This is a genomic window from Streptomyces sp. NPDC051561 (genome assembly GCF_044454195.1).
Taxonomy (GTDB): domain Bacteria; phylum Actinomycetota; class Actinomycetes; order Streptomycetales; family Streptomycetaceae; genus Streptomyces.
Map to the genome: position 1 here is coordinate 120,416 of NZ_JBITDM010000011.1, position 26,866 is coordinate 147,281.

The 26,866-nt window shown below is 70.0% G+C and carries 22 protein-coding genes and 1 pseudogene; 8 read left to right on the forward strand and 15 right to left on the reverse strand.

Translation table 11 applies throughout. The features are described 5' to 3' along the window. Positions 1–99 precede the first annotated feature (99 nt). The gene (locus ACIA73_RS24100) at positions 100–1,380 is read left to right on the forward strand and encodes a DUF2993 domain-containing protein (protein WP_399440733.1); all 1,281 of its coding nucleotides are present in this window, start codon (positions 100–102) and stop codon (positions 1,378–1,380) included. Positions 1,381–1,457: 77 nt separating this feature from the next. On the opposite strand, the gene ACIA73_RS24105 is transcribed toward ACIA73_RS24100, so the two are convergent. Beyond that, positions 1,458–3,809, reverse strand: coding sequence for a collagenase (locus tag ACIA73_RS24105; protein ID WP_399440734.1), 2,352 nt, complete (start codon positions 3,807–3,809; stop codon positions 1,458–1,460). 163 nt (positions 3,810–3,972) lie between these two features. Between ACIA73_RS24105 and ACIA73_RS24110 the strand changes: the two genes are divergently transcribed. Beyond that, positions 3,973–5,370, forward strand: a complete 1,398-nt coding sequence (locus tag ACIA73_RS24110) for an aminopeptidase P family protein (RefSeq protein ID WP_399440735.1) — start codon at positions 3,973–3,975, stop codon at positions 5,368–5,370. Positions 5,371–5,460: 90 nt separating this feature from the next. On the opposite strand, the gene ACIA73_RS24115 is transcribed toward ACIA73_RS24110, so the two are convergent. Continuing rightward, the gene (locus tag ACIA73_RS24115) at positions 5,461–5,895 is read right to left on the reverse strand and encodes a VOC family protein (RefSeq protein WP_399440736.1); all 435 of its coding nucleotides are present in this window, start codon (positions 5,893–5,895) and stop codon (positions 5,461–5,463) included. A 173-nt stretch (positions 5,896–6,068) separates the two neighbouring features. Then, positions 6,069–7,034 carry a helix-turn-helix transcriptional regulator gene (locus ACIA73_RS24120; protein ID WP_399440737.1) on the reverse strand — a complete coding sequence of 322 codons (966 nt, stop codon included), beginning with the start codon at positions 7,032–7,034 and terminating at the stop codon, positions 6,069–6,071. A 96-nt stretch (positions 7,035–7,130) separates the two neighbouring features. Between ACIA73_RS24120 and ACIA73_RS24125 the strand changes: the two genes are divergently transcribed. Together ACIA73_RS24125 and ACIA73_RS24130 are read left to right on the forward strand one after the other, a co-directional pair. After that, complete coding sequence (locus ACIA73_RS24125) at positions 7,131–7,496, forward strand: VOC family protein (RefSeq protein WP_399440738.1); 366 nt, start codon at positions 7,131–7,133, stop codon at positions 7,494–7,496. An 87-nt stretch (positions 7,497–7,583) separates the two neighbouring features. Then, positions 7,584–8,548, forward strand: a pseudogene (locus ACIA73_RS24130) (IS481 family transposase). Here the strand turns inward: ACIA73_RS24130 and ACIA73_RS24135 are convergent. From ACIA73_RS24135 to ACIA73_RS24175, 9 genes are all read right to left on the reverse strand, one after another. Next, the gene (locus ACIA73_RS24135) at positions 8,545–9,264 is read right to left on the reverse strand and encodes a GntR family transcriptional regulator (RefSeq protein ID WP_399440739.1); all 720 of its coding nucleotides are present in this window, start codon (positions 9,262–9,264) and stop codon (positions 8,545–8,547) included. The pseudogene ACIA73_RS24130 and the gene ACIA73_RS24135 sit on opposite strands and share 4 nt — an antisense overlap. 40 nt (positions 9,265–9,304) lie before the next feature. Further along, positions 9,305–10,705, reverse strand: a complete 1,401-nt coding sequence (locus tag ACIA73_RS24140; RefSeq protein WP_399440740.1) for an aldehyde dehydrogenase family protein — start codon at positions 10,703–10,705, stop codon at positions 9,305–9,307. After that, a complete protein-coding gene (locus ACIA73_RS24145) occupies positions 10,702–11,718 on the reverse strand; it encodes a proline racemase family protein (protein WP_399440741.1) in 1,017 nt (338 codons plus the stop codon). The genes ACIA73_RS24140 and ACIA73_RS24145 overlap by 4 nt, the downstream gene beginning before the upstream one ends. Before the next feature lie 36 nt (positions 11,719–11,754). Continuing rightward, entirely contained in the window at positions 11,755–12,687 is a 933-nt protein-coding gene (locus ACIA73_RS24150) for a dihydrodipicolinate synthase family protein (protein ID WP_399440742.1), read from the reverse strand. A gap of 81 nt (positions 12,688–12,768) precedes the next feature. Continuing rightward, the gene (locus ACIA73_RS24155; protein ID WP_399440743.1) at positions 12,769–14,355 is read right to left on the reverse strand and encodes an NAD(P)/FAD-dependent oxidoreductase; all 1,587 of its coding nucleotides are present in this window, start codon (positions 14,353–14,355) and stop codon (positions 12,769–12,771) included. Continuing rightward, positions 14,339–14,671 carry a (2Fe-2S)-binding protein gene (locus ACIA73_RS24160; protein WP_399440744.1) on the reverse strand — a complete coding sequence of 111 codons (333 nt, stop codon included), beginning with the start codon at positions 14,669–14,671 and terminating at the stop codon, positions 14,339–14,341. Before ACIA73_RS24160 ends, ACIA73_RS24155 begins: the two co-directional genes overlap by 17 nt. A gap of 70 nt (positions 14,672–14,741) precedes the next feature. Next, positions 14,742–15,917 (reverse strand): NAD(P)/FAD-dependent oxidoreductase, encoded by a 1,176-nt coding sequence (locus tag ACIA73_RS24165; RefSeq protein WP_399440745.1) that lies wholly within the window; start codon positions 15,915–15,917, stop codon positions 14,742–14,744. A 69-nt stretch (positions 15,918–15,986) separates the two neighbouring features. Next, positions 15,987–16,388, reverse strand: a complete 402-nt coding sequence (locus ACIA73_RS24170; protein ID WP_399440746.1) for a RidA family protein — start codon at positions 16,386–16,388, stop codon at positions 15,987–15,989. A 75-nt stretch (positions 16,389–16,463) separates the two neighbouring features. Next, entirely contained in the window at positions 16,464–17,627 is a 1,164-nt protein-coding gene (locus ACIA73_RS24175; protein ID WP_399440747.1) for an acyl-CoA dehydrogenase family protein, read from the reverse strand. A gap of 246 nt (positions 17,628–17,873) precedes the next feature. Between ACIA73_RS24175 and ACIA73_RS24180 the strand changes: the two genes are divergently transcribed. The 3 genes from ACIA73_RS24180 to ACIA73_RS24190 are packed head-to-tail and all read left to right on the forward strand — an operon-like array spanning position 17,874 to position 21,344. Next, complete coding sequence (locus tag ACIA73_RS24180) at positions 17,874–19,544, forward strand: AMP-binding protein (protein WP_399440852.1); 1,671 nt, start codon at positions 17,874–17,876, stop codon at positions 19,542–19,544. A gap of 4 nt (positions 19,545–19,548) precedes the next feature. After that, complete coding sequence (locus ACIA73_RS24185; protein WP_399440748.1) at positions 19,549–20,460, forward strand: PaaX family transcriptional regulator C-terminal domain-containing protein; 912 nt, start codon at positions 19,549–19,551, stop codon at positions 20,458–20,460. A 56-nt stretch (positions 20,461–20,516) separates the two neighbouring features. After that, the gene (locus ACIA73_RS24190) at positions 20,517–21,344 is read left to right on the forward strand and encodes a GNAT family N-acetyltransferase (RefSeq protein WP_399440749.1); all 828 of its coding nucleotides are present in this window, start codon (positions 20,517–20,519) and stop codon (positions 21,342–21,344) included. Here the strand turns inward: ACIA73_RS24190 and ACIA73_RS24195 are convergent. Beyond that, positions 21,339–23,753, reverse strand: a complete 2,415-nt coding sequence (locus tag ACIA73_RS24195) for a bifunctional salicylyl-CoA 5-hydroxylase/oxidoreductase (RefSeq protein WP_399440750.1) — start codon at positions 23,751–23,753, stop codon at positions 21,339–21,341. The genes ACIA73_RS24190 and ACIA73_RS24195 overlap by 6 nt on opposite strands. A 2-nt stretch (positions 23,754–23,755) precedes the next feature. Beyond that, positions 23,756–24,583 carry an enoyl-CoA hydratase family protein gene (locus ACIA73_RS24200; RefSeq protein WP_399440751.1) on the reverse strand — a complete coding sequence of 276 codons (828 nt, stop codon included), beginning with the start codon at positions 24,581–24,583 and terminating at the stop codon, positions 23,756–23,758. Between the two features lie 270 nt (positions 24,584–24,853). On the opposite strand from ACIA73_RS24200, the gene ACIA73_RS24205 reads away from it, so the two are divergent. Beyond that, positions 24,854–25,279 carry an ATP-binding protein gene (locus ACIA73_RS24205; RefSeq protein WP_399440752.1) on the forward strand — a complete coding sequence of 142 codons (426 nt, stop codon included), beginning with the start codon at positions 24,854–24,856 and terminating at the stop codon, positions 25,277–25,279. Here the strand turns inward: ACIA73_RS24205 and ACIA73_RS24210 are convergent. Beyond that, positions 25,254–26,696, reverse strand: a complete 1,443-nt coding sequence (locus ACIA73_RS24210) for an amino acid permease (protein WP_399440753.1) — start codon at positions 26,694–26,696, stop codon at positions 25,254–25,256. The two genes, ACIA73_RS24205 and ACIA73_RS24210, sit on opposite strands and share 26 nt — an antisense overlap. Positions 26,697–26,866: the final 170 nt, after the last annotated feature.

Genomic DNA, 26,866 nt, shown 5'->3' on the forward strand with positions numbered 1-26,866 from the left:
GCAGTACGGCCGCGGCTCCTTTTCGCAAATGCCATCAAAGGCGGCTGAGACGGTCACCGAGCTTGCGTTCGAGGGTGGTTCACATGGTGGGATGAGTCGATGCGACCCCCCACACGCATAAACCCTCGTCCCACGTCCCCCCACGATCCGCTCGCCCCCTCTGCTCCCCCCGCTCGGAGCAAGCCGAACAACCCTTACGAAGAGCTCGCCAGCCTCGCCCCACCCGAGCCCGACTACGCCGCCTACCAGCCCGACGAGGGGCTGCTGGGCCTGCGTCTGCGGTCGGAACAGGACGAGGAGGACGACGAGTGGCAGCCCCCCAACCACCGGGGACGCAGCCGCCTGAAAGCCGTACCGGTGGTCTTCAAAGTGCTGGTGGCCGTCGTGGTCTGCCTGGCGTTCCTGCTGATGGCCGACCGGTTCGCGCTGCTGTACGCGCAGGACAGGGCCGAGGACCAGCTGAAGAAGTCGATGAAGCTGGCGACCGCCCCCGAGGTCGACATCCATGGCTTCCCGTTCCTCACCCAGGTCTTCGACAAGCGCCTGGACCGGGTGGATGTCGCGGTGCCCGATGTCGCCGCGGACCGGGTGTCCATCGCCGAGGTGCGGGCGACGGCCCGTGACATCAGCATCGTCGGCGATCTCCCCACCTCCATCCAGGGTGCGGTCATCGGCAGCGTGGAGGGCGATGTACTGCTCTCTTTCGACGATCTCAACCGTGAACTCGGCTCGTCCCAGGCCAAGTTCAGGAAGGACGGGCACGACCGGATCAAGGTGAGCGGCGAGCTGCCGATCGCCGGTACCAAGGTGCTGATCGGCGCGGAGGCGCACATCCGGCGCGACGGCGACCAGGCGGTGTCCACCACCATTGATCACATGCGGGTGGATCTGCCGGGGCTGGTGACATACCGGCCGGGCAAGGACCGGGCGACTTCCGGTCTGCGTCTGCATCCGCAGGCCGCGGCGCGGCTGGCGAAGGAGGCGGCCCGGGTCAAGGAACTGCTGGCGGTTCCCGCCGTCGTGGACCGCCTCGGAATCCCGGAGAACTGGGTGCGCAAGGCGCTCAGCAGCGAGGAGGAGCTGCACCGGCTGACCGGGTCGCCGAAGTTCGTGAAGCAGTTGATGCAGCTCAATCTGGTGGATGTGGTGATCGACCACCCGTGGCTGCTGGAGAAGGTGGGCATCGACCCGAAGATGATCGCCTCCCTCCTGGCGATGCGTCCGCCGGAGCTCTCCGAGAAGCTGTCGATGTCCTTCCGGCTCCCGAAGACTCCCGGCGAGCTGCGGCTGCGGGAGGTCAAGGTGGAGCCTGAGGGGATCCGGGCCGATCTGGCGGGAACCGGGCTGACCTTCGGCGATGTGGCGGACAAGGGAAAGTGACGTAGCCGCGAGGTCAAGTGATCCGGAGGGGCGGGGAGTTGATTTCCGCCCCTCCGGTGCACTCGGACGGTTGAGGCCTAGCGCTTCAGCGGCCCCTCACAGACGTAGTCCGCACTGCCCGCCTGACCCGAGGACCAGAGTGCGACCTTGCCGAAGGAGCAGTTCATGTCGGCGAGGTTGTTCGCCGCTGGCTTGGACCGGTCGAGGATGAAGTAGTCGACCGTCTCCGACATCTCCTTGAACACGGTGCTCGGGTCGTTGGGGTTGGAGATGTTCGCGGTGATGCGGCCGGTGCAGATGAACCGCCCCATCTCCTTGCCGCCGTCGTCCTTGCAGGCCGGGTCGATGGAGGTGGCGCTCCTGAAGGCGCTCCTCACGTCGGCCACGGCCGTGTACTTCAGTGAACCGTTGGGCGTGTACTGGGTGTTGGGCACGAAGAGGTCGTCGACGATGGCGATCTGCTGGTCGAGGAAGGCGTCGTAACCGCGCTGGAGGTTGGTGTCGGAGCCCTGCTGGTTGCGCCAACCGTCAAACGCGGCGGGGTCGTTGGACCGTAGATGGCGGTACATCTCCTGGAGCTTGCCCGGGTGGTCGCGCCAGAGGTACTCGAAGAAGGTTCCGGCGTACGAGTAGAACCGGAAGCCGTCGCCGTCGTAGGTGGCGTGCAGCAACTGATTGACCGTCATGCGCGGTCCGCCGCCCGAGGTGTCCTGGATGATGTCCTCGACCAGCGACTGGCGTACGGCGATCCCGTCGTCCCGGGTCGCGCCGTCGAAGAACTCGCCCGTCCCTTCGTCCATGGCGGTCGTACGGTCGCCCTGGTACCAGGGACCTTCGCCGAACGAACCGTGCACGGCAAAGCGTCCGTTGAGGTAGTGGACGTACTCGTGGCGGAAGAGCTCTTCGAGGGTGAGCGAGGAGTCCTGCGGGACGCGGCGCTGGTAGGTGTAGAAGGTGGCGCCGCGCTCGATGTAGATGCCGCCGTTGTTGGTGTCCATGCCGGTGAGCAGCGGGTGGTACGTCTCGTAGTCGGCGCGCGAGCCGTACAGGACGATGTTGAGGGTGGTGTTGGTGTCGCCGGCGAGCGGCTCGGTGGTGCCGATCACCCGGTGGAACTGGGCCTTGACCTGCTTGGACGCATAGTAGAGCTGGTCGACGGTGGCACGGTCGAGGCCGGTGCGGACCTTGATGGCGCCGTTGTCGTAGGAGTACGTGTAGGGGAAGATCCGCTTCTCGATGTCCTCCTTGCAGACCCCGTACTGCTTGCAGGCGCCGAAGTAGTTGAGCCAGGTGGCGACCTTCGCCCAGGGCTGGCTGCCTTCGCCGAAGTTCTGCTTGGCCGTGGTCAGCAGGGTGCCGAGGTCGGCGACGACGCCGTCCTTGAGTGCGGGGATCTCGCCGAACCTGCCGTACTCGCCGAGTGCGTCGCGCACCACCCACTCGTTCTCGGTGCCCTTGAGGTGGGTGTAGCCGGCGAAGGCCTTGAAGGTGGCGCGGTACGAGGCGTCGCTGCTGACGGCGGCGCGGAACGCGGTGTCCTGGTTGCCGGAGTAGACGCCGAGGTAGTTGAGGGTGAGCGCGGAGAAGGCGGCGCCGGCCCAGTCGCGGTCCTTGTGGGTGGCCGTGTGGGACGGATCCATGGTGGCCAACACCTTTTTGACCAGGGCTAGTTGGTGCTGGCGCAGGCCCGGGGAGCTGGCCGCGATGAGGGCTTCGCGGAGGGTTTCCGCGTTGGCCTTGGTGACGTCGAAGGTACGGGCAGCGGTACCGAAGGCGGCGATCGCGCGGCGCATCGCGTCGACGGTGGGGGCGTCGGTGATGTCGATCTCGTCGCGCGAGAAGTCGTGGTAGGCGACCGCGTGGAGGTAGGTGAAAATCTCCAGGAGGTGGCTGGTGTTGCGGCCGTCGTGGGCTGCGGCGAGGGATTGGGCCCGCTGGGAGACGGCTTGGACGTGGGCGTCCGACATCACGGGAATCAGGCGGGCGTCCCAGGTCCAGATGAGGTCGCGCAGACAGCCGTCGGCGGTGACGGCCGGGTCGGCGAGGAAGTCGGCGAACCGGGCGGGGCTCAGGCCGGTGATGCCGTCGAGGGTGCATGGGGCGACGGCGGCTCTGGGGCCGACGGATCTCTGCGCACCCTTGGCCGGGTTGGTCCCGGTGCCCTTGACCGTCTTGGTCTGGGTGCCGGGTATGCGGCCCTGGGCGGTCAGGGAGCGTGGCGCCGGGGCCGCCTGGCTGGCGGGCTGCGGCGCCTTGGCGAGGCGTCGCACCTCGTCGAAGGGGTTGGGGGCGGGGGCCTTGGGCTGCGGGAGGGCAGCGGCGGCGGGGGCCGGTGTGGGGGGCAGCGGCGCGGCCTGGGCGGAGGTCTGGACGAGCGGCAGCGCCAAGGTGGCGGAGAGGGTTGCGGCCAGCAGGATCCTGCGTGACATGCGCGGGTGAGACACCTGGATCTCCGGATCTGTGTGGGGAGTTGAGTGGGCCGGGGAGGACGGATTCGTCGACTCCCGGGCCCGAGGTGTGACCCGTAACATAGTAATGTGAAATTGCACTGACAAGCCCTCAGACAACTCTCCTGCCCTCGGAGGCGAAAACGTGACCTCGCACCCCTCCAGCACCGGCACCGGCCCTCAACTACGGACCGTCAGCCATGATTTGCCGGTTTCACCCGCACTCGACGCCTACATGAGCGACCACTGGGCACCCACCCCCGCCCCGTCCGGCGAAAGAGTTCCCGGCTTCGACCACTTCGCGGGCCGCAGGGCGCGCCTCGCCGCCCGCTTCCCCGGGCAGCAACTCCTGATTCCAGCAGGTGAGTTGAAGGTCCGCACCAACGACTGTGACCACCGCTTCCGGCCGCACAGCGCGTACGCCTGGCTGACCGGCCTGACGACCGAGGACCAGCCGGGTCATCTGCTGGTGATCGAGCCGGACGGAGACGCGGTCCTCCACGTGCGTCCGCGGTCGCCGCGCACCGAGGGGCGCGGCGAGTTCTACCGGGACCGCAGGTACGGGGAGTTCTGGGTGGGGCGGCGTCCCGACCTGGACGAGGCCCAGCGGCTGACGGGCATCCGGTGTGCGCACCTGGACGGGTTCAAGCCCTCGGCGGGGGCCAGGGACGCCTCCCGGGATGCTGAACTGGCGGCCGCTCTGAGCGAGTTGCGCCTGGTCAAGGATGCCTGGGAGGTCGGGCAGCTCCAGCTCGCGGTGGACCACACGGTGTCCGGCTTCGAGGACGTCGTACGGTCACTGCCGGCGGCCCTGCGCCATCGGCGCGGCGAACGCTGGATCGAGGGCGTCTTCGATCTGCGGGCCCGCGCGGAGGGCAATGGCACCGCGTACGACACGATCGCCGCGTCCGGCGCGCACGCCTGCGTCCTGCACTGGATACGCAACGACGGCGCACTCGATCCGTCCCAACTGCTGCTGCTGGACGCGGGGGTGGAGACCGACAGCCTATACGCCGCCGACATCACCCGGACACTGCCGCTCTCCGGACGCTTCTCATCCGTCCAACGGCAGGTGTACGACCTGGTGCTGACCGCCCAGGACGCGGGCATCGCGACCCTCAAGCCGGGTGCGAGCTTCCGCGACTTCCACCGGGAGTGCTCACGGGTGCTGGCGGAGGGACTCGCCGAGTGGGGCGTCCTCCCGGTGTCCGCGGAGGAGTCCCTGCGGCCGGACAGCGGGCTGCACCGGCGGTACTCCCTGTGCAGTTCGGGCCACATGCTGGGCCTGGACGTCCACGACTGCGCCCAGGCGCGGGCCGACCAGTACCTGGACGGCGTCCTGGAGGAGGGCCAGGTCCTGACCGTCGAGCCCGGCCTCTACCTCCAGCCGGACGACGAAACCCTCCCCCGTGAGTTCCGCGGCATCGGAGTCCGGATCGAGGACGACCTGGTCATCACCGCAGACGGCGCCCACCTGATGTCCCGTGCCCTCCCCCGCCAGGCCACCGCCGTAGAAGACTGGATGGGAACCTTGCTGGAATAGTCCTCTCCCGCCCCGTCAGCCCGCCTGGGCGGCGGGGCCGTCCGCCCCTCCCGCCCCGGCCCACCCCCGGCGACGTACCCCCACAAATTCCTACCTCTCGCCCAACCCCGTCGGCGCCTCCTGAATCGTCCAAGAATTCCCATCCGGATCCCTGAAGAACACCCAGGAGTTCCACACCTCCCCCTTGCCCTCCTCCCACCCCTTCTCCCCCAGATGCATCACCGGGCTCACTCCCACCCCACGCCCCACCAGCTCCTCCCGAGCCGCCTCCACATCGATCACACACAACTGGCCCCCGTGCAGCGACCCCGGCGCCGCCTCCGGCATCAGCTCCGCCGGCGGCGCCGCCCCCTGAGTGAGGACGATCGAGCACCGCGACCCCGGCGGAGTCAACTGCACCACCCGCACCCCCTCCGCCACCTGCATGTCCACATCGACCTTGAACCCGCACTTGTCCGCGTAGAACTCCTTGGCCCGGTCCACATCACTCACAGGCACGCTGACGATTTCGAGGGTCCATTCCATGGGAGGGTCCTCCCCTGCTCGGCACTACCCACGCGCACCGCACGCCTCGCACGCATCCCACGCACCGCCCACGGCACACCGCTCGGACGAACCCCATCCTGGTACGACAAACTGGTCCTCTCTAGATGTACTGACCGGAGACGTTGATTGAGAGCAGGGGTTCTGATCGGCAATCAGGCTCCGGGGGTTGAGTGTCTGTCAGCCAGGTCCCTGGCGAGCTGACTGATGCGTGCGCGGGCCGCCTCTGGGGCGAGCACCTCGATGTGGTCGCCGAACTGGAGGAGCTGACGCACCGACTCGATCTCGGGGTAGCGCACGATGACGACGCGCGAGGCGTTTTCCGGGTCGGAGACATGGTGGATGCGGGTGCCGAGGATGCGTCGCGCCAGATCGAGGCCATTTTCCGGCAGGCGGATGGTCACGCTCACACGATCTTGCCCCTCGGTGCGTTTCTTCAACGCGGCCCATCTGGTGCGGAGGCTTTCGTCTGGTTGGAGTACGGCTGGCGCGTCGAGTTGTTCGAAGGCCGAAAGTCGTTCCAGAGCGAGCAGCCGGCTGACCCCCTGGTCATCGGCGACGAGATACCAGCGACCTGATTTCGCCACGATCCCGTACGGGTCAACCACCCGTGTCGAGGCCTGGCTCTCGGCGCTGCGCCGGTACTGGATTCGAAGGCGTCGACGGTGTCTCAGGGCCGAGGCCAGATCCGATACATCGACCGCTGCCTCGGGGGCAGCAAACCACGCGGCACTGTCGACAAGCACCAGGTCCGCCAGCCGCAGCGGGCTCGGCGACTCAGGTGCTGCAGCCTGGCGAGCGGCGATCTTGCGCTCCGCCGACTCCCACACCGCAGACAGGCCCATTCGCTCACGTTGTGCGCTGTCCAAGCCAGCTACGGAGAGGGCCTCCAGTTCTGGCGGTTCCAGATGGGATGCGTTGAGCCGTGCGCCGGGAAGCAGGACGATCCCGCCGTTACGCCCGCGTTCGGCGTAGACGGGCACACCCGCTGTCGAGAGCGCCTCGACATCCCGCAGCACAGTACGCCGGGACACCTCAAGACGCGCGGCGAGCTCCGTCGTGGTGAACCGCTGGCGGGTCTGCAGGAGCAACAGGAGATGCAAGAGCCTTGAGGCCTTCATGCTGACCCATGTTCTCAGAAAAGATGACAGGTTCTGTCGCGATGGGGCAATCCACTGGGTGCGGTACCGAGTAACCAGCGATTTGAGGAGCGCTCCATGCCCACACCGAACCTGTTCCTGATCGGCGTCCGCGACGCCGAGGCCGCCACCGCCTTCTACAGTGACCTGTTCGAGATCGAACCGACCTTCACCAGTCCCCACTACGTAGCTTTCGAAGCTGCCCCCGGTGTCCTGTTCGCGCTGTGGACGGGCTACAGCGAGCACGCGGTCCCGAGCACCCCTCGTACGACCGAGATCGGACTCATGGTGCCGGGGCCACCGGAAGCGATCGACGAGATCTTCACGAGTTGGACCTCGAAGGGAGTCCACGTCGTGCAGGAGCCGCACGATGCTGTCTTCGGCCGCACGTTCGTGATCACAGACCCCGACGGCAACCTCATCCGAGTCTCCCCAGTCGACTGAGCCGCACAATCCCTACCCACATGTCTCCAAGCTGAAGGGCCGGCCACACACCATGGCCGGCCCTTCAGCCTGTCCAGGAGCTCAGAAATGTCCCGTACGAACGCGGCCCTCACACCGCGCCACCGTCTGAAAGTCGCTCGACTCGTCGCTGACGACGGCTGGCCCTTCAGCGAAGTCGCGGCCCGATTCCAGGTGTCCTGGCCGACCGTGAAGCGCTGGCTCGACCGCTACCTCGCAGGCGAGTCCATGCAGGACCGATCCTCACGACCGCGGAGCTCGCCGGCCAAGACACCCAAGACCGTGACGAAAAGGTGCGTCAGCCTACGACTACGTCTGCGGGAAGACTCAACATCGCCCCGTCGACAGTGCACCGAATCCTGCGATCGGCCCGCCTGAACCGACTCGCCTACGTCGACCGCGCGTCCGGCGAGCCCGTCCGCCGGTATGAGCACGACCATCCGGGATCGCTGGTGCACGTGGACGTGAAGAAGCTCGGGAACATCCCCGACGGCGGCGGCTGGCGCTACGTCGGTCGCCGCCAAGGCGAAAAACACCGCTCCGCGACTCCTGGCAAGTCACGCAACGCCTACGGCGGCCCGAAGCTCGGACACGCATTTGTGCACACCGTCATCGATGACCACTCTCGCGTCGCATACACCGAGGTCCACGATGACGAGACGTCCATGACCGCAGTCAGCGTGCTGCACAGCGCGGTGGAGTGGTTCGCCGCGCGCGGCGTCACCATCGAGAGGGTGCTCTCGGACAACGGAGGTGCCTATCGGTCAAACCTGTGGCGGGACACGTGCGACGCGCTGTCGATCACGCCGAAGTTCACACGCCCTTACCGTCCGCAGACCAACGGAAAGGTCGAGCGCTTCCACCGCACCATGGCCGACGGCTGGGCCTACGCCCGCTGCTACACCGGCGAGCAAGAACGACGAGACGCACTCTCCGGCTGGCTCCACCAGTACAACCATCACCGTCCCCACACCGCGTGTGGCAGTCAGCCGCCGTTCACACGATTGACTAACGTCCCCGGCCAGTACAGCTAGCGAACGCCCAGCTTCCGCGCAGCCGGCCGACTCGGCTCCACCGGTTCGTCCCGGGCCTGTGCCCACAACGACCGTACGTGCTCCAGATGGCGGGCCATGCAGGCCTCCGCGCCCGCCGCGTCACCGGCCAGCATCAGATCGAGCAGCTCCAGGTGCTCCTCAGCCGACGGCAGCAGCTCATTACGCTCGTCCAGCATGGTCAGCCCATAGAGCCGAGATCGTTTCCGCAGGTCACCGACCGTCTCCACCAGGCGGTCGTTGCCAGTCAGCCCCAGCAGCGTCAGATGGAAGCGGCGGTCTGCCTCCAGGTAGCCGATGAGGTCGTGCTCGCGGGCCGCCGCGACGATCTCCTCGGCGACCGGACGCAGTGCTTCCAGCTGTTCGCGGCTCGCCGTCCTGGCGACCCGGCCGATGATCGGTACCTCGATGAGTGCGCGGATCTCCGCGTACTGGTCCAGGTCGCGCTCGCTGACCTCAGTGATCCTAAATCCCTTGTTCCGTACCGGCTCGACCAGGCCTTCCCTGGCCAGGTCGAGCATCGCTTCGCGCACGGGGGTGGCGGAGACACCGAAATCGGCGGCCAGCCCCGGCGCCGAGTACACGGACCCGGGGCGGAGTTCACCCGCGATGAGCGCCGCGCGCAGGGCGTTGGCGACCTGGTCGCGGAGCCGCTCCTGTGCGGTGATCAGATGGCGTTGCTGCTTGAGTTCGCCCATGGCGGTCCTCCGTGTTGCTGCGGACTGCCAGCGTACAATGTCACGTTGCGCCGATGGCTGCCTGGTGAAGGGCGTAGGTGCGCGTCGTGGTGTAGAAGTCCAGCGCGGTGCGGCCCTGTTCGCGCGGGCCGTGACTGGACGACTTGGTTCCGCCGAACGGAAGGTGGAAGTCAACTCCTGTGGAGGGGGCGTTGATTCGGATCATGCCCGTGTCGAGGCCGTCGAGTCCCCGCAGTGCCGCGTCAAGGTTTCCGGTGTGCACCGAGGTGACGAGGCCGTACGGCACCGAGTTGGTCATCCGGATCGCCGTATCGAGATCCCGTGCGTGCAGCAGCACCGCGACCGGCCCGAAGACCTCTTCGCGCAGCAGTGGATGCCCGGACGGAACCTGCTCGACGAGGGTGGGCCCGGCATACCAGCCGGGCCCGTCGGACTGCTTTCCGCCTGCCAGCAGAGGTACGTCACGGGAGGCGGCCAGCACTCTCTCGCGCGCCCGTTCGGAGATCAAAGGGCCGCATACGGTGTCGAGTTGGGTGGGATCGGCAGCGGGGATCGCGCGCAGTGCCTCGGCGAGCGCTTCGCGCAACGGGCCCAGTGCGCCGCCGACCGCGATGACCCGGCTGGTGGCAGTGCACTTCTGGCCCGCGTACCCGGCGATGGCGGAGGCGATGTGGGCGGCAGCGCCGACGGGGTCGGCGTCGGGCAGTACGAGGGCCGCGTTGAGCCCGCCGGCCTCGGCCTGGACGGGGATGCCGCGTGCGGTGGCGGCGCGGACGACGGCACCACCGGCGGCGGTGGACCCGGTGAACGACACCACGTCCGCAGCGGTGACCAGGGCGTGCCCCTCCGGTGCGCCCCCGGGCACGAGGGTGAAAACCCGTGTCGGCAGGGCCTGTTGGAGCAGTTCGGTGAGGCGCAGTGCGCATGCCGTCGCCTCCGGCGCGGGCTTGAGCACGACGGTGTTTCCGGCGGCGAGTGCCGGAGCTGCCTTCCAGACAGGGATGGCGTAGGGGAAATTCCATGGAGTGACCAGTCCGGCGACACCGTGCGGCCTGCGGCGGGTGAGGAGCAGCCCGGGCCCGGCCGCAGGCTCGTGGACCGATCCCGTTGCGTCGTAGGGGAGTTGGGAGTAGTAGCGGAGGATAGCGACGGTACGGGAGACCTCGGCGCGCGCCTCGGTGAGAGGCTTGCCCACCTCCCGTACCGCCAGCTCGGCCAGCTCGGTGTCCGCCTGCTCGACCGCCCGGGCGGCGTCGGTGAGGGCGGCCGAGCGGGCCGACGCACCGGCCGCGTACCAGGCACGCTGCGCGTCACGGGCATTGTCGGCGGCCTCAACTGTCGCCCACGTTCCGGTGTTTGGCACATTCGCGACGATGTCGACCGGGTCGGCGGGGTTGCGGGAGACGACTCGGGCAGTCGCGGCGAGGGGGCTGCCGGTCACAGGACGAACCCTGCTGGAAAGGGGTCGGTGGGGTCGAGGAAGTACTGGGCGGTGCCGGTGATCCAGGCGCGGCCGGTGACGGCGGGGACGACTGCTGGCATGCCGCCGACATCCGTGGTGTCGATGAGCCGCCCTGTGAACTCCGTTCCGATGAAGGACTCGTTGACGAAGTCGCGGTCCAGCGGCAGTTCGCCACGGGCGTGCAGCTGCGCCATCCGGGCGGAGGTGCCGGTGCCGCAGGGGGAACGGTCGAACCAGCCGGGGTGGATGGCCATCGCGTGCCGGGAGCGGACGGCGTCCGAGCCGGGGGCCGCGAAGTAGACGTGCTTGAGGCCGCCGATGCGGTCGTCCTCGGGGTGGACGGGGCGGTGCGCCGGGTCGGCGTTGACCGCTTCCATGAGGGCGAGTCCGGCGGCGAGGATGTCGTCCTTGCGGGCCCGGTCGAAGGGGAGGCCTTCGGGGCCGACGGATTCCAGCGGGACGAAGGCGTAGAAGTTCCCGCCGTACGCCACGTCGTATGTCAGTGTGCCCAGTTCGGGTACCTCGATCTTGCGGTCGAGGGCGACGCTGAAGGCGGGGACGTTGGTGAGGGTGACGGCGGTGGCCGCTCCGTCCTGCACCCGCACGTCGACGGAGACGAGTCCCGCGGGGGTGTCGAGCCGGACCGTGGTAACGGGCTCCCGGACCTCGACCATGCCCGTCTCGACGAGGACGGTGGCGACGCCGATGGTGCCGTGGCCGCACATGGGAAGGTAGCCGGAGACCTCGATGAAGAGGACGCCGTAGTCGGCGTCCGGGCGGGTCGGCGGCTGGAGGATGGCGCCGCTCATGGAGGCGTGGCCGCGCGGCTCGTTCATGAGGAGGTTGCGGACGGCGTCGCGGTGTTCGGCGAAGTACAGGCGGCGTTCGGCCATGGTCGCGCCGGGGATGGTGCCCACGCCGCCGGTGATGACGCGGGTGGGCATGCCCTCGGTGTGGGAGTCGACGGCGTGGAAGACGTGGCGAGTGCGCAACGGGGTCTCCTGGGGGCGGTGTTGGGGTGTCGCCGGTCAGTGGTGTCCGTCGGCGATGAGCTTCTCGGTGGTGGCGCGGACAGCGGCCGCTTCTGCGGTGGGCAGCGGGAAGCGGGGCGGCCGGGTGGGGCCGCCACGCTCGCCCGCGAGGTCCATGGAGAGCTTGATGGCCTGCACGAACTCGGTCTTGGAGTCCCAGCGCAGAAGAGGGTGAAGGGTGCGGTAGAGGGGCAGCGCGGTGGCGAGGTCTCCGTTGATGGCGGCGCGGTAGAGGGCGACGGAGGAGGACGGGAGCGCGTTGGGGTATCCGGCGATCCAGCCGACGGCTCCGGCGAGGGCGAGCTCCAGGAGGACGTCGTCCGCACCGATCAACAGGTCCAGCTCCGGGGCGAGTTCGGCTATCTCGTACGCCCTGCGGACGTCACCGCTGAACTCCTTGACGGCGACGATACTGCCGTCGGAGTGGAGAGCGGCGAGCAACTCGGGGGTCAGGTCGACCTTGGTGTCGAAGGGGTTGTTGTAGGCGACGACGGGGACGCCGACGGAGGCGACCTCGGCGTAGTGCGCGAGCACCGAACTCGCCTCCGCGCGGAAGGCGTTGGGAGGCAGCAGCAGTACGGAGCCGGCGCCCGACTCCGCCGCCTGCTCGGCCCAGCGGCGTGACTCGGCACTGCCGTAGGCGGCCACTCCGGGCATGACGCGGTCGCCGCCTGCGACCTCGACGGCGGTGCGGACGACCTGGGCGCGCTCGTCGTCGGTGAGGGTCTGGTACTCGCCGAGGGATCCGTTGGGCACCACCCCGTCGCAGCCCGCTTCGAGGAGTCGGGCCACCTGGGCGGCGTAGGTGTCGAAGTCGACGGTGAGGTCGTCCCGGAAGGGAAGGGTGGTGGCGACCATGATGCCGCGCCAGGGGTGGGTGCGGGGGGCGGGCGTGGTGGAGCCGGTTGCGGATGCGGGCGTGGCGTTCATGCAGGAGCTCCCTGGGGTGATGTGTGACATTTTATTGAGGGGCGTACGTGCCGGACAAGGGCGCGGAGGTGGCAACTGTCGTCAGGTGTCGGTGGGTTCGGGGCGCCTGGAGCACGCGTCGGGATGCGCGGGAAGGCCGCCGGATTCGCCGGGCCGGGCGGATGCGCTGAGTGGCGAGGCTTCTCCGGGTGGCGAGGCTTCTCCATCGGACGAGGCTTCCCCGAGTTGAGCGAGCTCGCCGAGGGTGAGCGGGCAGGCGAGGGGACGGCGGTCAGGGGCACTGTCGCTCCTCCCGTCGCCTTGTGCGAGCCGGGAGACCGCCGGGCCGCACATGCGGCCCTGGCACCAGCCCATTCCGGCGCGGGTGAGGAGTTTGACCGTGCGGGCGTCGCGGGCGCCGAGTTCGTCGACGGCTTCGCGGATCTGCCCGGCGGTGACCTCCTCGCACCGGCAGACGTCGGTGTCGGGCCGCAGCCAGTCTGCCCAGCCGGGTCCGGGGGCGTGTGCGGCGGCCATGGTGTCGGCGAAGTGGCGCAGGCGGTCGCGTCGGCGGCCGAGGGGGCGGGGCCCCGTACCGTTACCGGCGATGTCGCGGGCGGCCAGTTCGCCCTCGGTGAAGGCAAGTTCGGAGCCGCCGGTTCCCGCGGTCTCGCCTGCCGCCCAGATTCCGGGGACGGTGGTGCGCTGCCTCCGGTCGACGACGAGGGCGTGGTTGCCGTCCGGGGTGCGCCGGGTGGCGCAGCCGAGGCCGGTCGCCAGCTCGATCTGCGGGACCAGCCCGTGGCCCACGGCGAGTGCGTCGCAGGGGATCCGCACTCCGGGCACCGGCAACGGGCTCCAGTCACGCGCGAGCCGACGTACCGTCACCGCCTCCACTCTGTCTTTGCCGTGGACTTCGGTGACCGCGCTGCGGGTGCGTATGCGGATGCCGTGCCGGACCAGCGCGGCGGCATGCACGGCGCCCTCGGCAAGCTTGCCCGGGTTCGCCGCGAGCGCGCCCGGGCTGCGGGCGTAGCCGGCGTAACCGCTCGCCTCGACGACGACCGGCACCGTGGCTCCGGCGGCGGCCAGCGAACCCGCGACCGCGAGCAGCAGCGGGCCGCTCCCGGCGACGACGACACGCTGCCCGGGCAGGACCAGCCCCGCCTTGAGCATGGCCTGGGCTCCGCCCGCGCCGACCACACCTGGCACGGTCCAGCCGGGAAAGGGGAGTTGACGTTCGTACGCCCCGGTGGCGAGCAGCACCTTGCGTGCCCGGACCGCCACGCCCGCACCTGCCCCGTCCGGTCCCCGCACCGCCTGCACGGCCCACTCCCCCGCCTCCCCGGTGATGGCCCACGCATGGTGCTCGGCCAGGTGGCGGACGCGTCCGGCGGCGAGTTGTACGTCCAGTCGTGCGGTGCGCCCGGTGTAGGCGGACCATGCGTGATGCAGGGCCTCGGGGCGGCGGGCGCGCAGGCCGGGGGCGGGGTGTCGGTAGAACTGGCCGCCGGCCCGGGCGGCGGAGTCCACCAGGGCTACGTGCAGCCCGAGTTCGGCGGCGGTGACGGCGGCGGCGAGTCCGGCGGGGCCCGCGCCGACGATGGCGAGGTCGTACGTGGCGCCGTGCGACTGCGGCTGATCCCCGCGCTGCCCCTGACCCTGGGCCCGCTCAGACGGCAAGGTCATCGCGGCCATTCCCTTCCTGTGTGGTCACAGCGTCCCTGGGCTCGGCGGGAACCAGGCACGTGCGCTGATTGGGAAGCGAGTTGATGGTGGCAAGGCAATCGAAGCAGGATCCGATCCCGCAGAACGCGCCGCGCGGCCGGCCTTCGCGCCGGGTGGTCCGCCAGGACAGCACTCCGGCCGACCAGAGCACGGCGGCGACGCTCTGTCCGGGCAGCGCCGGGATCACCTTCCCGTCCAGGGTGATCTCGAACGGGGCATCCGGGTCGGCCTGGGCCAGCCCCAGTGGGGTACGAAGCCCACGACGCGCACGGAACACGGACACACTCCTGTCTGACATGGCCGACCCGCCCTCTCCTTCGACATGGCCGATTCACCTTCTGCGCCTCTCACTCCGCCCCGGCCCCCGCCCCGAACCGATCCGGACGGAACGGCTCCAGCTCGACCGAGGCCAAGGCCCTGCCCGGACCCGAGCCCCGCTCCCCCACCAGGCCCGCCGCGATCAACGCGCCCGTCGCCGGTGCCAGGCCGACCCCCGCCCCCTCGTGCCCGCACGCGTGCCAGAGCCCCGGCGCCCGGGCGTCCGGCCCGATCGCCGGGAGATGGTCCGGGAGGTACGGCCGGAAGCCGTGATACGTCCGCATCACACGCACCTCCCGCAACACCGGGAACAGTTCCCCCGCCTGCTGCGCCAGCCGCCCCAGTACCTCCACCGACAACGACCGGTCGAAGCCCACTCGCTCCCGGCTCGCCCCGATCAGCACCGGTCCGGCGGCCGTGCCCTCCACCACCGCCGAGGTCTGGAGCGCCGCCGACCCACTGGCCACATCGGCCACATAGTCGGCGGCGTACACCTTGCGTCGCACCACCCGGGGCAGTGGCTCGGTGACCAGCACGAATCCGCGCCTGGGCAGTACGGGAAGGGTGACTCCGGCCAGCTCGGCGAGGTGGCCGCCCCAGGTCCCGGCGGCGTTGACGACCGCTCCGGCCGGGATGTCTCCGCGCGGGGTGCGCACCCCGCGTATCGCACCCTCGGCACCGCGCAGCACTCCCCTCACTTCCTCACCCAGGAACAGCTCCGCTCCCGAGGCCTTCAAGAGGTGGGCGGCGGCCAGGGCGGGCTGGACCTGGGCGTCCTGGGGGTAGTGGATCCCGCCTGCGAGTCCGGGCGCGAGGTGGGGTTCGAGGTCCGCGAGGCGGTCGACCTGCTCACAGGTCACACCTGCCGCGCTCTGCGTGGCGGCGAAGGCGCGGAGGGCGGTGAGCCCCGCTTCCCGGGCCGCTACGACGAGTCCGCCCTTGGCCTCGTACTCGATGGACTGCGGGAATTCCTCGGCGAGTGCGCGCCAGAGGCCCGTGGAGAGCAGCGCGAGGTCGAGTTCGGGGCCGGGTTCCTTGTCGGAGACCAGGAGGTTTCCCTCGCCGGCGCCGGTGGTGCCGCCCGCGACCGGTCCGCGGTCGACCACGGCGACGGAGAGTCCGGCCCGGGCGGCGTAGAAGGCGCAGGCGGCGCCGACCACACCGGCACCGACCACGACCACGTCAAAGAGGCGTCTCGTGAGCACGGCAGTAATATGTCACACAACACATGGCCTGCCAAGGGATCTTGGCGCACCTCGTGCCCCAACCACCGCTCAGAGCACGGCGATACCGTCCAGCTCCACGAGTGCCTGCTCGTCCCAGAGCCGGACCGCCCCGATCACCGCCATCGCCGGGTACTCACTGCCTGCCAACCGGCGCCAGATACGGCCGAGTTCAGCGGCGCGCTCGCGGTAGTCGGCGACGTCGGTGGCGTAGACGGTCACTCGGGCGAGGGCGTCCGGGGTGCCGCCGGTGTCGGCGAGGGCGGCCAGCAGATTGGTGAGGGCGGTCTCGAACTGCTCGGGCAGGGTCTCCCCGACGATCTTCCCGGCGCCGTCGAGGGCGGTCTGTCCGGCCAGGAAGACCAGGCGGGAGCCGGTGGCGGCGACGCTGACGGCGTGCGAGAAGCCGGTGGGCGGGGAGAGTTCGGCGGGGTTGTGACGCTGAAGGGGCATCGGCTCGGGTCTCCTGGTGGAAGGTCGATGAGGGGGTGGGCCCATCGGCGCGGAGGGGCTGCTTGCGAGGCGGCTCTACGGCTTCGGCCGGGGGCGATCGGCTACGTACAGCTCCTTGGCGATGATCGTGCGCTGGACCTCGGTCGCGCCTTCGTAGATGCGCGGGGCACGCACCTCCCGGTAGAGATGTTCGAGGAGGTGTCCGCGCTGGAGGGCTCGGGCCCCGTGCAGCTGTACGGCCGCGTCCACCACGAACTGCGCGCACTCGGTGGCGAAGAGCTTCGCCATCGCGGAACTTCTGGGCACGTGCGGTTCGTTCCTGTCGTACGCGGACGCCGCCGCGTAGACGAGCAGCCGGGCCGCCTCCGTACGGGTGGCCATCTCGGCGACCTGGTGTGCCACCGACTGGAGGTCCTTCAGCGGTCCGCCGAAAGCGGTCCGGGACGCGGTGTGATCGAGCGTCGCGTCCAGCGCGGCCTGGGCCATGCCGACCGCGAACGCGCCCACGCTCGGCCGGAAGAGGTTGAGGGTGTCCATGGCGACCCGGAACCCCTTGTCCGGTGCGCCGATCACATCGGCCTCGGTGACCCGCACACCGTCGAAGGTGAGGCTGCCGAGGGGATGCGGGGAAAGCATGTCGAGCGCGGCGCCGGTCAGACCGGGCCGGTCGGCGGGAACCAGGAACGCGGTGATGCCGCGCGCGCCGGCGCCCGGCGTCGTACGGGCGAAGACGCTGTAGAAGTCGGCGTACGGGGCGTTGGAGATCCAGCACTTCTCACCGCTGAGCCGCCAGCCGCCCGCGCAGCCGCCCGTTCCCGCCGGGGTGCCCGAGGCCGGTTCGGCCTTCAGGGTGAGGGCGGCCGCGTCCGACCCGGCGGCCTGCTCGCTGAGCGCGAAGGCGGCGACGACACGCCCGGCCCGTACACCGGGCAGCCAGCGCGCCCGCTGCTCGTCGCTGCCCGCACGTGCGACGGGCGACGCGCCGAGCCCCTGGAGGGCGAGGGCCGTCTCCGCCTCCGTACAGCCGTGGGCAAGGGACTCACGCATCAGGCACAGGTCGAGCGCACCCGAGGAGAACAGCCGCTCAAGCAGCCCGAGTTCACCGAGTTCGGCGATGAGCGGCCGGTTGAGCTGCCCCGCCTCCCCCTTCTCCGCCAGCGGGCGCAACCGCTCCCGGGCCAGCGTGCGCAGCTCCTCGCACCACGCCAGTTGTTCCGGCTCCAGCGCGAATCCGGGCATCGGTGGCCCCTCTCATCTCGCGTGTTATCGCGGACCGTTGACTGTCGTCACCATCACGATACGCTCGTGGGCATCAGCACTGAAGCATGTGCACAGCGGCCTTGCACGCGGAGGTCCTGAGCACGGCAGCCCCGAGCACGGAGTCGCCGGTGCAGCAGCGCTGCCGCACGGCCGGATCACCCACCCGCCAGAGTCGTCAGCCGTAACCCGGACTGCTCGCTGCAAGGGGGCCAACCCGTCATGGCCATGGAGCTGCACCCCTCGGCCCACACCGATACCTTCCCGCGCGACCATCTGCCGCCCGCCGAACAGTGGCCCGAGCTCGTCTTCGAACTGCCGGAACTGCGCTATCCGGCCCGCCTCAACTGTGCCGTGGAGCTGCTGGACCGCACCCTGGAGGAGTTCCGCGCCGACCGGCCCGTCCTGCGTACCCTCTCCGGCGAGGTCTGGTCGTACGGCGAACTGCGCGACCACACCGACCAGATCGCCCATGTCCTCACCGGCGACCTGGGCGTCGTCCCCGGCAACCGGGTGCTGCTGCGCGGCCCCACCACCCCCTGGATGGTGGCCTGCTGGCTGGCCGTGCTGAAGGCGGGCGGGGTAGCGGTGACCGTCCTGGCGCAGCATCGTCCGGCCGAGCTGGCCACCCTCTGCGACATCGCACGGGTGAGCCACGCCCTGTGCGACGTGCGCACGGTCGACGACCTGGTGAAGGCGGAGGTGCCGGGGCTGCGGATCGCGTCGTTCGGCGGGGACGCGCCCGACGACCTGGTGCGGCAGGCGGCGATCAAACCGACGCTGTACGAGGCGGTGGCCACGGCGTCCGACGACGTCGCGCTGATCGCTTTCACCTCGGGGACCACCGGCCACCCCAAGGCGTGCATGCACTTCCACCGCGACGTCCTGGCGATCGCCGACACCTTCTCCAAGCACGTACTGCGCCCCGAACCGGACGATGTGTTCACGGGCAGCCCGCCGCTGGGATTCACCTTCGGCCTCGGCGGCCTGGTGATCTTCCCGATGCGGGTGGGAGCCTCCGCCCTGCTGCTCGAACAGTCCGGCCCCCAGCAGTTGCTGCCCGCACTCGCCGAGCACCGGGTGACCGTGCTGTTCACCGCGCCGACCGCCTACCGGCTGATGCTGGACGAGCTGGCCACGCCGACGGCGTACGACCTGAGCGCGTTGCGCCGCTGTGTGTCGGCGGGCGAGAACCTGCCCGCCGCGACCTGGCAGGCCTGGTACGAGCGCACCGGAGTGCGCGTCATCAACGGCATCGGCGCCACCGAACTGCTGCACATCTTCATCTCGGCGGCCGACGACGAGATCCGGCCCGGCTCGACCGGGCGCCCTGTTCCCGGCTGGCAGGCGTGCGTAATGGACCCGGCGGGGCGCGAAGTGCCGGACGGTGAGCCGGGATTGCTGGCGGTGCGGGGCCCGGTGGGCTGCCGCTATCTCTCCGATCCGCGCCAGCAGATGTATGTGCGGGGCGGCTGGAACCTCACCGGGGACACCTATGTGCGCGACACCGAGGGGTACTTCCGTTATGTGGCACGCGCCGACGACATGATCATCTCCGCCGGTTACAACATCGCGGGCCCCGAGGTCGAGGACGCCCTGCTGCGGCATCCGGATGTCCTGGAGGCGGCGGTCGTGGGCCGCGAGGACCCGGTACGGGGGCAGGTGGTCGGGGCCTATGTGGTGGTTCGTGCCGGTGTTGCCCGGACCGAGGCGACGGCGGAGCTGCTGCGGGCGTTCGTGAAGACGGAACTGGTGCCGTACAAGTGCCCGCGCGAGATCGTCTTCCTGGATGCGCTGCCGCGTACTCCCACGGGCAAACTGCAACGCTTCAGGCTGCGCGGCGCCCAGCAGGAATCCCCCGGGCGGGAAGGCCCCGGAGAATCCGGGACCGTACAGTGATCACGTGGCTGACCTGCACACTCCCCGCTCTTTGATCATCACCCTGTACGGCGCCTACGGGCGCGGCGAGTACGGCCCCGACGGACGCGAGGCGGACGGCGAGCCGATGCCGATCGCCTCGCTGATCCGGCTGCTCGCCGCGGTCGGCGTGGACGCGCCGTCGGTGCGCTCCGCCGTGTCCCGGCTGAAGCGGCGCGGGCTGCTGGTGTCCGCGCGGACCGCGGGGGGCGCGGCCGGGTACGCGCTGTCGGACGATGCCCGTCAACTGCTGGACGACGGCGACCGCCGTATCTATGCGCGCCGGGAACCGCGGCTGTCGGACGGCTGGGTGCTGGCGGTGTTCTCCGTGCCGGAGGCGGAGCGGGCCAAGCGCCATGTGCTGCGTTCGCGGCTGGCCGGGCTGGGGTTCGGGACGGCGGCGCCGGGGGTGTGGATCGCCCCCGGGGGTCTGTACGAGGAGACTCGGCACACCTTGGAGCGGCTTCAACTGGCGCGGTACGTGGACCTGTTCAGGGGCGATCATCTGGGGTTCGCGGCGACCGCCGAGGCGGTGGGGCGGTGGTGGGACCTCACAGGGCTCGCCCGGTTGCACGAGGAGTTCCTGGGGCGGCACGAGCGGGTGCTGGGGTATTGGGAGGGGAGGGGGGTGGGGGATGCTCCTGGGCCGGAGTTGGCCGAGGGGGATGGCCCAGGGCCGGAGTTGGCCGAGCGGGATACTCCTGGGCCCGAATTGGCCGAGCGGGCCTATCGGGACTATCTGCTGGCGTTGGATTCGTGGCGGCACCTGCCGTATGCGGACCCGGGTCTGCCGCCCGAACTGCTGCCCAAGGAATGGCCGGGTGGCCGTTCCGCAGAGGTCTTCGCGGAGTTGCACGCCAGGCTCCGGGACGCCGGAGCGGCATTTGTACGACCATAGGCCGCCCCTGTGGAAAACCGCGCACCCGGATTCCTGCGGCCTGCGCATGATGAGGCATGACCTGGACATTCAGCGAGGACCTCGATACGTATCGGGACGCGGCCGAGTCGACGGTGGCCGCCCGTCCCGCGGAGAACACACAACTGCTCACCGTCACCGCGACGCTCCACAGACGGGGCCTTCGCACCTTCGGTGACCATGCGCCGCTGTTCGGCTGGTGGCGCGGGACCGACGGCGCTGTGCAGGGGGCGGCGATGTGGACGCCGCCGCATCCACTACTGCTGGGAACCGTCCCGGCGGAGGCGCTCGCCCCGCTGGCCCGGGCCTGCGAGAAGTACGGAGTGACGGCGGTCAATGCCGACCGGGGTGCGGCCGAGGCACTGGCTGCCGAGTGGCCTTCGTCCCGGACGGGGATGGAGCAACGCCTTTACCGATTGGGCGAGTTGATACCCCCGGAACCCGCACCACCGGGGCGCGCCCGTACGGCGACCGTCACCGACCGGGACCTGCTGATCGAGTGGTTCGACGCCTTCGGCCGGGACACCGGCCTGCCGGCCACGCGGGTCGGGGCCGCGGTGGACGATCGAATAGCGCATGGCGGGCTGACCCTGTGGCTGGACACCGCGGGGGTGCCGGTGTCGATGGCCGGAGTCAGCCGCGCGGTGGCGGGCTCGGTGCGGGTGGCCCCCGTCTATACGCCGCCGGGACTCCGGGGCCGGGGGTACGCGGCCGCGGTGACGGCAGCGGTGAGCGCGGCGGCCAGGGCGGCCGGAGTCCCGGAGGTCCTCCTCTTCACCGACCTGGCCAACCCGACCAGCAACGCGCTCTACCAGCGGATCGGGTACCGGCCGCTCACCGACCGGGTGGTGATCACCACGTCATGAAGGACGGAGGCTGAGGCGGGGCTTGGGACCGTCGGTGCGGCCGGTCGGAGGCCGGCGGCTGCCGGCCCGGTACGGGAGGGGCCAGGGCGCACCGGGGCCGGAGTAGTTCTGTTCGGCGGCGGCGTGCAGGGTCCAGTGGGGGTCGTAGAGGTGGGGGCGGGCCAGGGCGCACAGGTCGGCCCGTCCGGCGAGGAGGAGGGAGTTGGCGTCGTCCCATGAGGAGATGGCCCCCACCGTGATGACGGGGACGCCGAGGGCGTTGCGGATCCGGTCGGCGTACGGGGTCTGGTAGGACCTGCCGAATTCGGGAGCCTCTTCGGAGACGACCTGGCCGGTGGAGACGTCGATGGCGTCGGCGCCGTGAGCGACGAAGGCTCGGGCGATCTCGACGGCCTCCTCCTCCGTGGTGCCGCCCTCGGCCCAGTCGGTGGCGGAGATACGGACGGTCATGGGCTTGTCGTCGGGCCAGATGCCCCGGACGGCATCGAAGACTTCGAGAGGGAAGCGGAGGCGGCGGGCGAGGGTTCCGCCGTAGGAGTCGGTGCGCTGGTTGGTGAGAGGGGAGAGGAACCCGGAGAGCAGGTAGCCGTGGGCGCAGTGAAGTTCGAGGAGGTCGAAGCCGCAGCGGGCGGCACGCCAGGCGGAGGCGGCGAACTGTTCTCGGATGTCGATGAGCCCGGAGCGGTCCAGCTGGGTGGGGATCTGGTTGACGCCCTCCCGGTAGGGCAGTGGGGAGGGGGCTACGAGGGGCCAGTTGGCGTCGTCGAGCGGTTGGTCGATGCCGTCCCACATCAGCTTGGTGGAGCCCTTTCGGCCGGAGTGGCCGAGCTGGACCCCGATGGCGGTGCCCGGGGACTGCCGGTGGACGAAGTCGGTGATCCGCCGCCAGGAGGTGGCCTGTTCGGGGGTGTAGAGGCCGGCGCAGCCGGGGGTGATGCGGCCCTCGGCGCTGACGCAGACCATCTCGGTCATGACCAGGCCGGCGCCGCCCAGGGCGCGGGCACCGAGGTGGACGAGGTGGAAGTCACCGGGGACACCGTCCTCGGCGGAGTACATGTCCATGGGTGAGACGACGACGCGGTTGCGCAGAGTGAGTCCGCGCAGCTGGAAGGGAGTGAACATCGGGGGTGTGCCGGGCGGGGGACAGCCGAAGTCCCGCTCCACGGATTCGGTGAAGGCACTGTCGCGCAGCCGGAGGTTGTCGTGGGTGACACGGCGGCTGCGGGTGAGGAGGTTGAAGGCGAACTGGCGGGGTGGCTGGTCGAGATAGCCGGCCAGGTCCTCGAACCAGCGGAGGCTGGCGGCGGCGGCACGCTGGGTGGACTCCACGACCGGGCGGCGTTCGCTCTCGTAGGCGGCCAGTGCGGTGGCCAGGTCGGGTTGCTCCTCGATGCAGGCGGCCAGGGCGAGGGCGTCCTCGACGGCGAGCTTGGTGCCGGAGCCGATGGAGAAGTGGGCGGTGTGGGCGGCGTCGCCCAGCAGGACCGTATTGCCGTGCGACCAGCGGTCGTTGACGACGGTGCGGAAGGCGATCCAGGAGGAGTTGTTGCCCTTGAGGGAGCGGCCGCCGAGAGCGTCGGCGAAGATCTTCGCGCAGCGTTCGGTGGACTCGGTCTCGTCACAGGTGTCCAGGCCGGCGGCCCGCCAGACCTCTTCGCGCATTTCGACGATGACGGTGGAGGAGCCCTCACCGGTGGTCGCGTCCTTCGCATAGGGATAGCCGTGGAGTTGCATCACTCCGTGCTCGGTCTCGGCGATCTCGAAGCGGAAGGCGTCGAAGGCGAAGTCGGCGGCCAGCCAGATGTAGCGACAGCGATGGGAGGTGACGCGGGGACGGAAGACATCGGCGTGGGCCTGCCGCGTGAGGCTGTGCACTCCGTCGGCGGCGATCACCAGGTCGTGGGAGCCGGCCAGTTCGGCGGCGGTCGGGGACTCCGTGCGGACGTGCAGGGTGACGCCGAGGGAACGGCACCGGGCGTGCAGGATCTCAAGGAGCCTGCGCCGGCCCAGAGCGGAGAATCCGTGGCCTCCTGAGGTGAGGTGCTGCCCCCGGTGCACGACGTCGATGTCGTCCCAGCGGACGAACTCGGCCGTCAGCGCCCGGTACACCTCGGGGTCGGCGTGCTCGATCCCGCCGAGGGTCTCGTCGGAGAGGACGACCCCGAAGCCGAAGGTGTCCTCGGGGGCGCCGCGCTCCCAGACGGTGACCTCACGACGCGGGTCGAGGCGCTTGAGGAGAGCTGCGGCGTAGAGACCGCCGGGGCCGCCGCCGATGACGGCCACGCGGAGGGGGGTGGGGTGAGCCCCGGGGGTGGGGGTGGGCGCCGGGGTGGGGGGTGGGGTGGGGGCCGGGGTGGGGAGGGGTGGGTGGGAGGGGGAGGGGGGAGGGCCCCCCGGGAGGTGGGTCATGGTCAGCGTCCCTGCCATTTCGGCGGCCGCTTCTCCGTGAAGGCCGCGTGGAATTCGGCGTAGTCCTCGCCGTTCATGAGCAGGGCCTGGGTGGCGGCGTCGAGTTCGACGGAGGCGGCCAGGGGCATGTCGAGTTCGGCGGTGAGCAGGGCCTTGGTCTGGGCGTACGCCAGGGCGGGGCCTTCGGCGAGGCGGCGGGCGAGGGCGGCGGCGCGGATGTCGGCCTGACCCTCGTCGGTCAACTCGCTGAGCAGGCCGATCCGTTCGGCCTCCGGGGCGCGGACGGGTTCGCCCAGCATCAGCAGCCGGGTGGCGTGGCCGAGACCGACGACGCGGGGCAGCAGATAGGCCGCACCCATGTCGCCGCCGGAGAGGCCGACCTTGGTGAAGAGGAAGGCGAACCGGGCGGAGGGGTCCGCGATCCGGAAGTCCGCGGCGAGCGCGAGGACGGCGCCCGCACCGGCCGCCACCCCGTGCAGCGCCGCGATCACCGGGAAGGGGCACTCGCGCAGTGCGCGCACGACCTGGCCGGTCATCCGGTTGAAGTCGAGGAGCTGTGCGGTGTCCATGGCGAGGGTGGCGCCGATGATGTCGTCCACGTCGCCGCCCGAGCAGAAGCCGCGCCCCTCCCCCGCCAGGACCAGGGCGCGCACGGTGCGCTCCCGGCTGAGCTCGGCGAGGAGGTCGCGCAGGTCGGCGTACGCACCGAAGGTCAGGGCGTTGAGTTTCTCGGGCCGGGCCAGGGTGACCGTGGCGACTCCGTCGTCCAGGGTCAGCCGCAGATGACGCCACTTCTCGGTGCGCTGGGCGGAGCTGAGGAACGGGCTCATGGGGCGCGGCCTCCTTCGGTGGCGGGTGCCGTGGTGGTCCCGTCAAGGCGGTTGCGTGGGGGGTCCGGCTGTGTGGGTGCGGGGTCCTTCGAAGTTATCACCGGTCCGTGACTCCCGTCACGAGTACGCGATACACGTGATGTCACGCGCCATAGGTCCCGTTCGACTGTGGCGCATGTCCCTTTTCGCCCGGGCGAGCGGCCCTATGGGAACGGCCTTCCGCTTCGTACGGTGGGCAGGAGACCCCCTCTGTCCGAGAGGACCCTTTCCTTGCCCCCTGCCTCAGGCCCGACTTCCTGGCGTATCGCCCTGCCGCACTCGGCGTCCGCGGTGCCGATCGCACGCGCGCTGGTGCGTACGGCGCTGACGGATCTGCGGGCTCCGGCGGCGGACAGCGACACGGCGGAGTTGCTGACGGCGGAGCTGGTGGCCAATGCCGTGGAGCACACGAGCAGCTCCGCCCCCATCGAGCTGGTGGTGGAGCTGCTGGCGACCGGTTGTCAGGTCGAGGTGCATGACGGCGACCCCGGGCCGCCGGGGAATCTGGACCGTTCGACCGGCTGGGAGTGTCCGGATCCCTGGCAGGAGCACGGTCGTGGCCTGTTGTTGATACGTGCGTTGAGCTCGTCCTGCGGCCATCGGCGTACCGCCACCGGTAAATCGGTGTGGTTCACCCTGCCTGCGCCCCCGGCGTGACCGGAGTGGGCTGCTCCTCCGTCTTGCCCAGCCGTGAGTGCCGGCGGCCGTAGAGGGCGTACACCAGCGCTCCCACCACGAGGAACGCGCCGAACTGGAGCCAGGTCCGCCAGCCGGTTCCGTAGATCAGGTAGAGGCAGAAGAGCACGCCGAGCACCGGCAGGACCGGGAAGAGCGGCACCCGGAAGGACCGCTGGAGGTCCGGGTTGCGGCGGCGCAGGGCGATCACCGCGATGTTGACGGCGGCCATGATGGCGAGGGTGCCGATGGTCGTGAGGTTCATGACGACGTCGAGCGGGACGACGGCGGCCGGGACGGCGAAGACGGCGGCGACGATCCAGGTGTTGGTGACCGGCGTCGAGGTCTTGGGCGAGACGCGTTCGAAGACGCGTGGGATGAGTCCGTCGCGGGACATCGACATCAGGATCCGGGTCTGCCCGTACATCACCGCGAGGACCACGGAGGCGATGGCGACGACCGCGCCGAAGGCGATGATTCCGCCGCCCAGCGAGGATCCGGTGACCTGGTTGACGATCAGCGAGAGCGCGGCGGGCTTGGAGGCCACGTCGTCGGCGGACATCGCGCCGATGGCGGCGATCGCCACCAGGCAGTACAGCAGGGTCACCACCCCGATGCAGATCATGATCGCGATCGGGATGTTCTTCCGCGGGTTCTTGACCTCTTCGCCGGCGGTGGTGATCGCGTCGAAGCCGATGTACGAGAAGAACGCGACCGAGGCGCCGGAGGTGACGCCCATCAGCCCGTGCGTGGCGAACGGCGAGAGGTTGTCGGAGTTGAACGCCGTGAAGGCGATCGCGCAGAAGAGGATCAGCACCGCGATCTTGACGACGGCCATGACGGCGGTCGCGCGGGCGCTCTCGCGGATTCCGCGTGCCAGGAGCAGTGCGGCGAGCAGTATCACGACGACGGCCGGGATGTTGACGACGCCTCCGTCGCCGGGCGGGCTGGAGAGGGCGGCGGGCAGCTGCCAGCCGATCAGGCTGTCGAGGAGTTCGTTGAGGTACTGGCCCCAGCCGACCGCGACGGCGGAGACGGAGACGCCGTATTCGAGGAGCAGGCACCAGCCGACGAGGAACGCGATGCGCTCGCCGAGTGTGGCGTAGGCGAAGGAGTACGAGCTGCCGGAGACCGGGATCGCGCCGCCGAGTTCCGCGAAGGAGAAGGCGGTGAAGATGCAGGTGATCGCCGCGAGGACGAAGGAGATGACGACGGCGGGTCCTGCTTCGGCGACGCTGTCGGAGAGTCCGACGAAGATGCCGGTGCCGACGATCGCGCCGACGCCGAAGCACACGAGCTGGAAGAGCCCCATGGTGCGCTTCAGGCCGTGGCCCTCAAGGTCGGCGCCGGATTCGGAGACGAGGAGGTCGGGCGACTTGATGCGTTTCAGGGGTGACATGGGGTGGTTCTCTTCTCCGGTGCATGACGTACGCAAAGCAAAGGGGGTCCGAGCATGAGAGCTCGAACCCCATCAAGCGGTGTCATGTTAACCAGCGCACTGCATATTCACCCAATTGGGCGCATTGCTATCCAGTTGTACGGTGCCGGCGGCCTGCGCGGTGTGGCCCT

What these genes read in the sequence shown, in the direction of transcription:
- ACIA73_RS24100 (WP_399440733.1), top strand. Translation starts at nt 100, where the DNA reads ATGCGACCCCCCACACGCATAAACCCTCGTCCCACGTCCCCCCACGAT.
- ACIA73_RS24105 (WP_399440734.1), bottom strand. Translation starts at nt 3,809, where the DNA reads ATGTCACGCAGGATCCTGCTGGCCGCAACCCTCTCCGCCACCTTGGCG.
- ACIA73_RS24115 (WP_399440736.1), bottom strand. Translation starts at nt 5,895, where the DNA reads ATGGAATGGACCCTCGAAATCGTCAGCGTGCCTGTGAGTGATGTGGAC.
- ACIA73_RS24120 (WP_399440737.1), bottom strand. Translation starts at nt 7,034, where the DNA reads ATGAAGGCCTCAAGGCTCTTGCATCTCCTGTTGCTCCTGCAGACCCGC.
- ACIA73_RS24125 (WP_399440738.1), top strand. Translation starts at nt 7,131, where the DNA reads ATGCCCACACCGAACCTGTTCCTGATCGGCGTCCGCGACGCCGAGGCC.
- ACIA73_RS24135 (WP_399440739.1), bottom strand. Translation starts at nt 9,264, where the DNA reads ATGGGCGAACTCAAGCAGCAACGCCATCTGATCACCGCACAGGAGCGG.
- ACIA73_RS24150 (WP_399440742.1), bottom strand. Translation starts at nt 12,687, where the DNA reads ATGAACGCCACGCCCGCATCCGCAACCGGCTCCACCACGCCCGCCCCC.
- ACIA73_RS24155 (WP_399440743.1), bottom strand. Translation starts at nt 14,355, where the DNA reads ATGACCTTGCCGTCTGAGCGGGCCCAGGGTCAGGGGCAGCGCGGGGAT.
- ACIA73_RS24170 (WP_399440746.1), bottom strand. Translation starts at nt 16,388, where the DNA reads ATGCCCCTTCAGCGTCACAACCCCGCCGAACTCTCCCCGCCCACCGGC.
- ACIA73_RS24175 (WP_399440747.1), bottom strand. Translation starts at nt 17,627, where the DNA reads ATGCCCGGATTCGCGCTGGAGCCGGAACAACTGGCGTGGTGCGAGGAG.
- ACIA73_RS24180 (WP_399440852.1), top strand. Translation starts at nt 17,874, where the DNA reads ATGGAGCTGCACCCCTCGGCCCACACCGATACCTTCCCGCGCGACCAT.
- ACIA73_RS24190 (WP_399440749.1), top strand. Translation starts at nt 20,517, where the DNA reads ATGACCTGGACATTCAGCGAGGACCTCGATACGTATCGGGACGCGGCC.
- ACIA73_RS24195 (WP_399440750.1), bottom strand. Translation starts at nt 23,753, where the DNA reads ATGACCCACCTCCCGGGGGGCCCTCCCCCCTCCCCCTCCCACCCACCC.
- ACIA73_RS24200 (WP_399440751.1), bottom strand. Translation starts at nt 24,583, where the DNA reads ATGAGCCCGTTCCTCAGCTCCGCCCAGCGCACCGAGAAGTGGCGTCAT.
- ACIA73_RS24210 (WP_399440753.1), bottom strand. Translation starts at nt 26,696, where the DNA reads ATGTCACCCCTGAAACGCATCAAGTCGCCCGACCTCCTCGTCTCCGAA.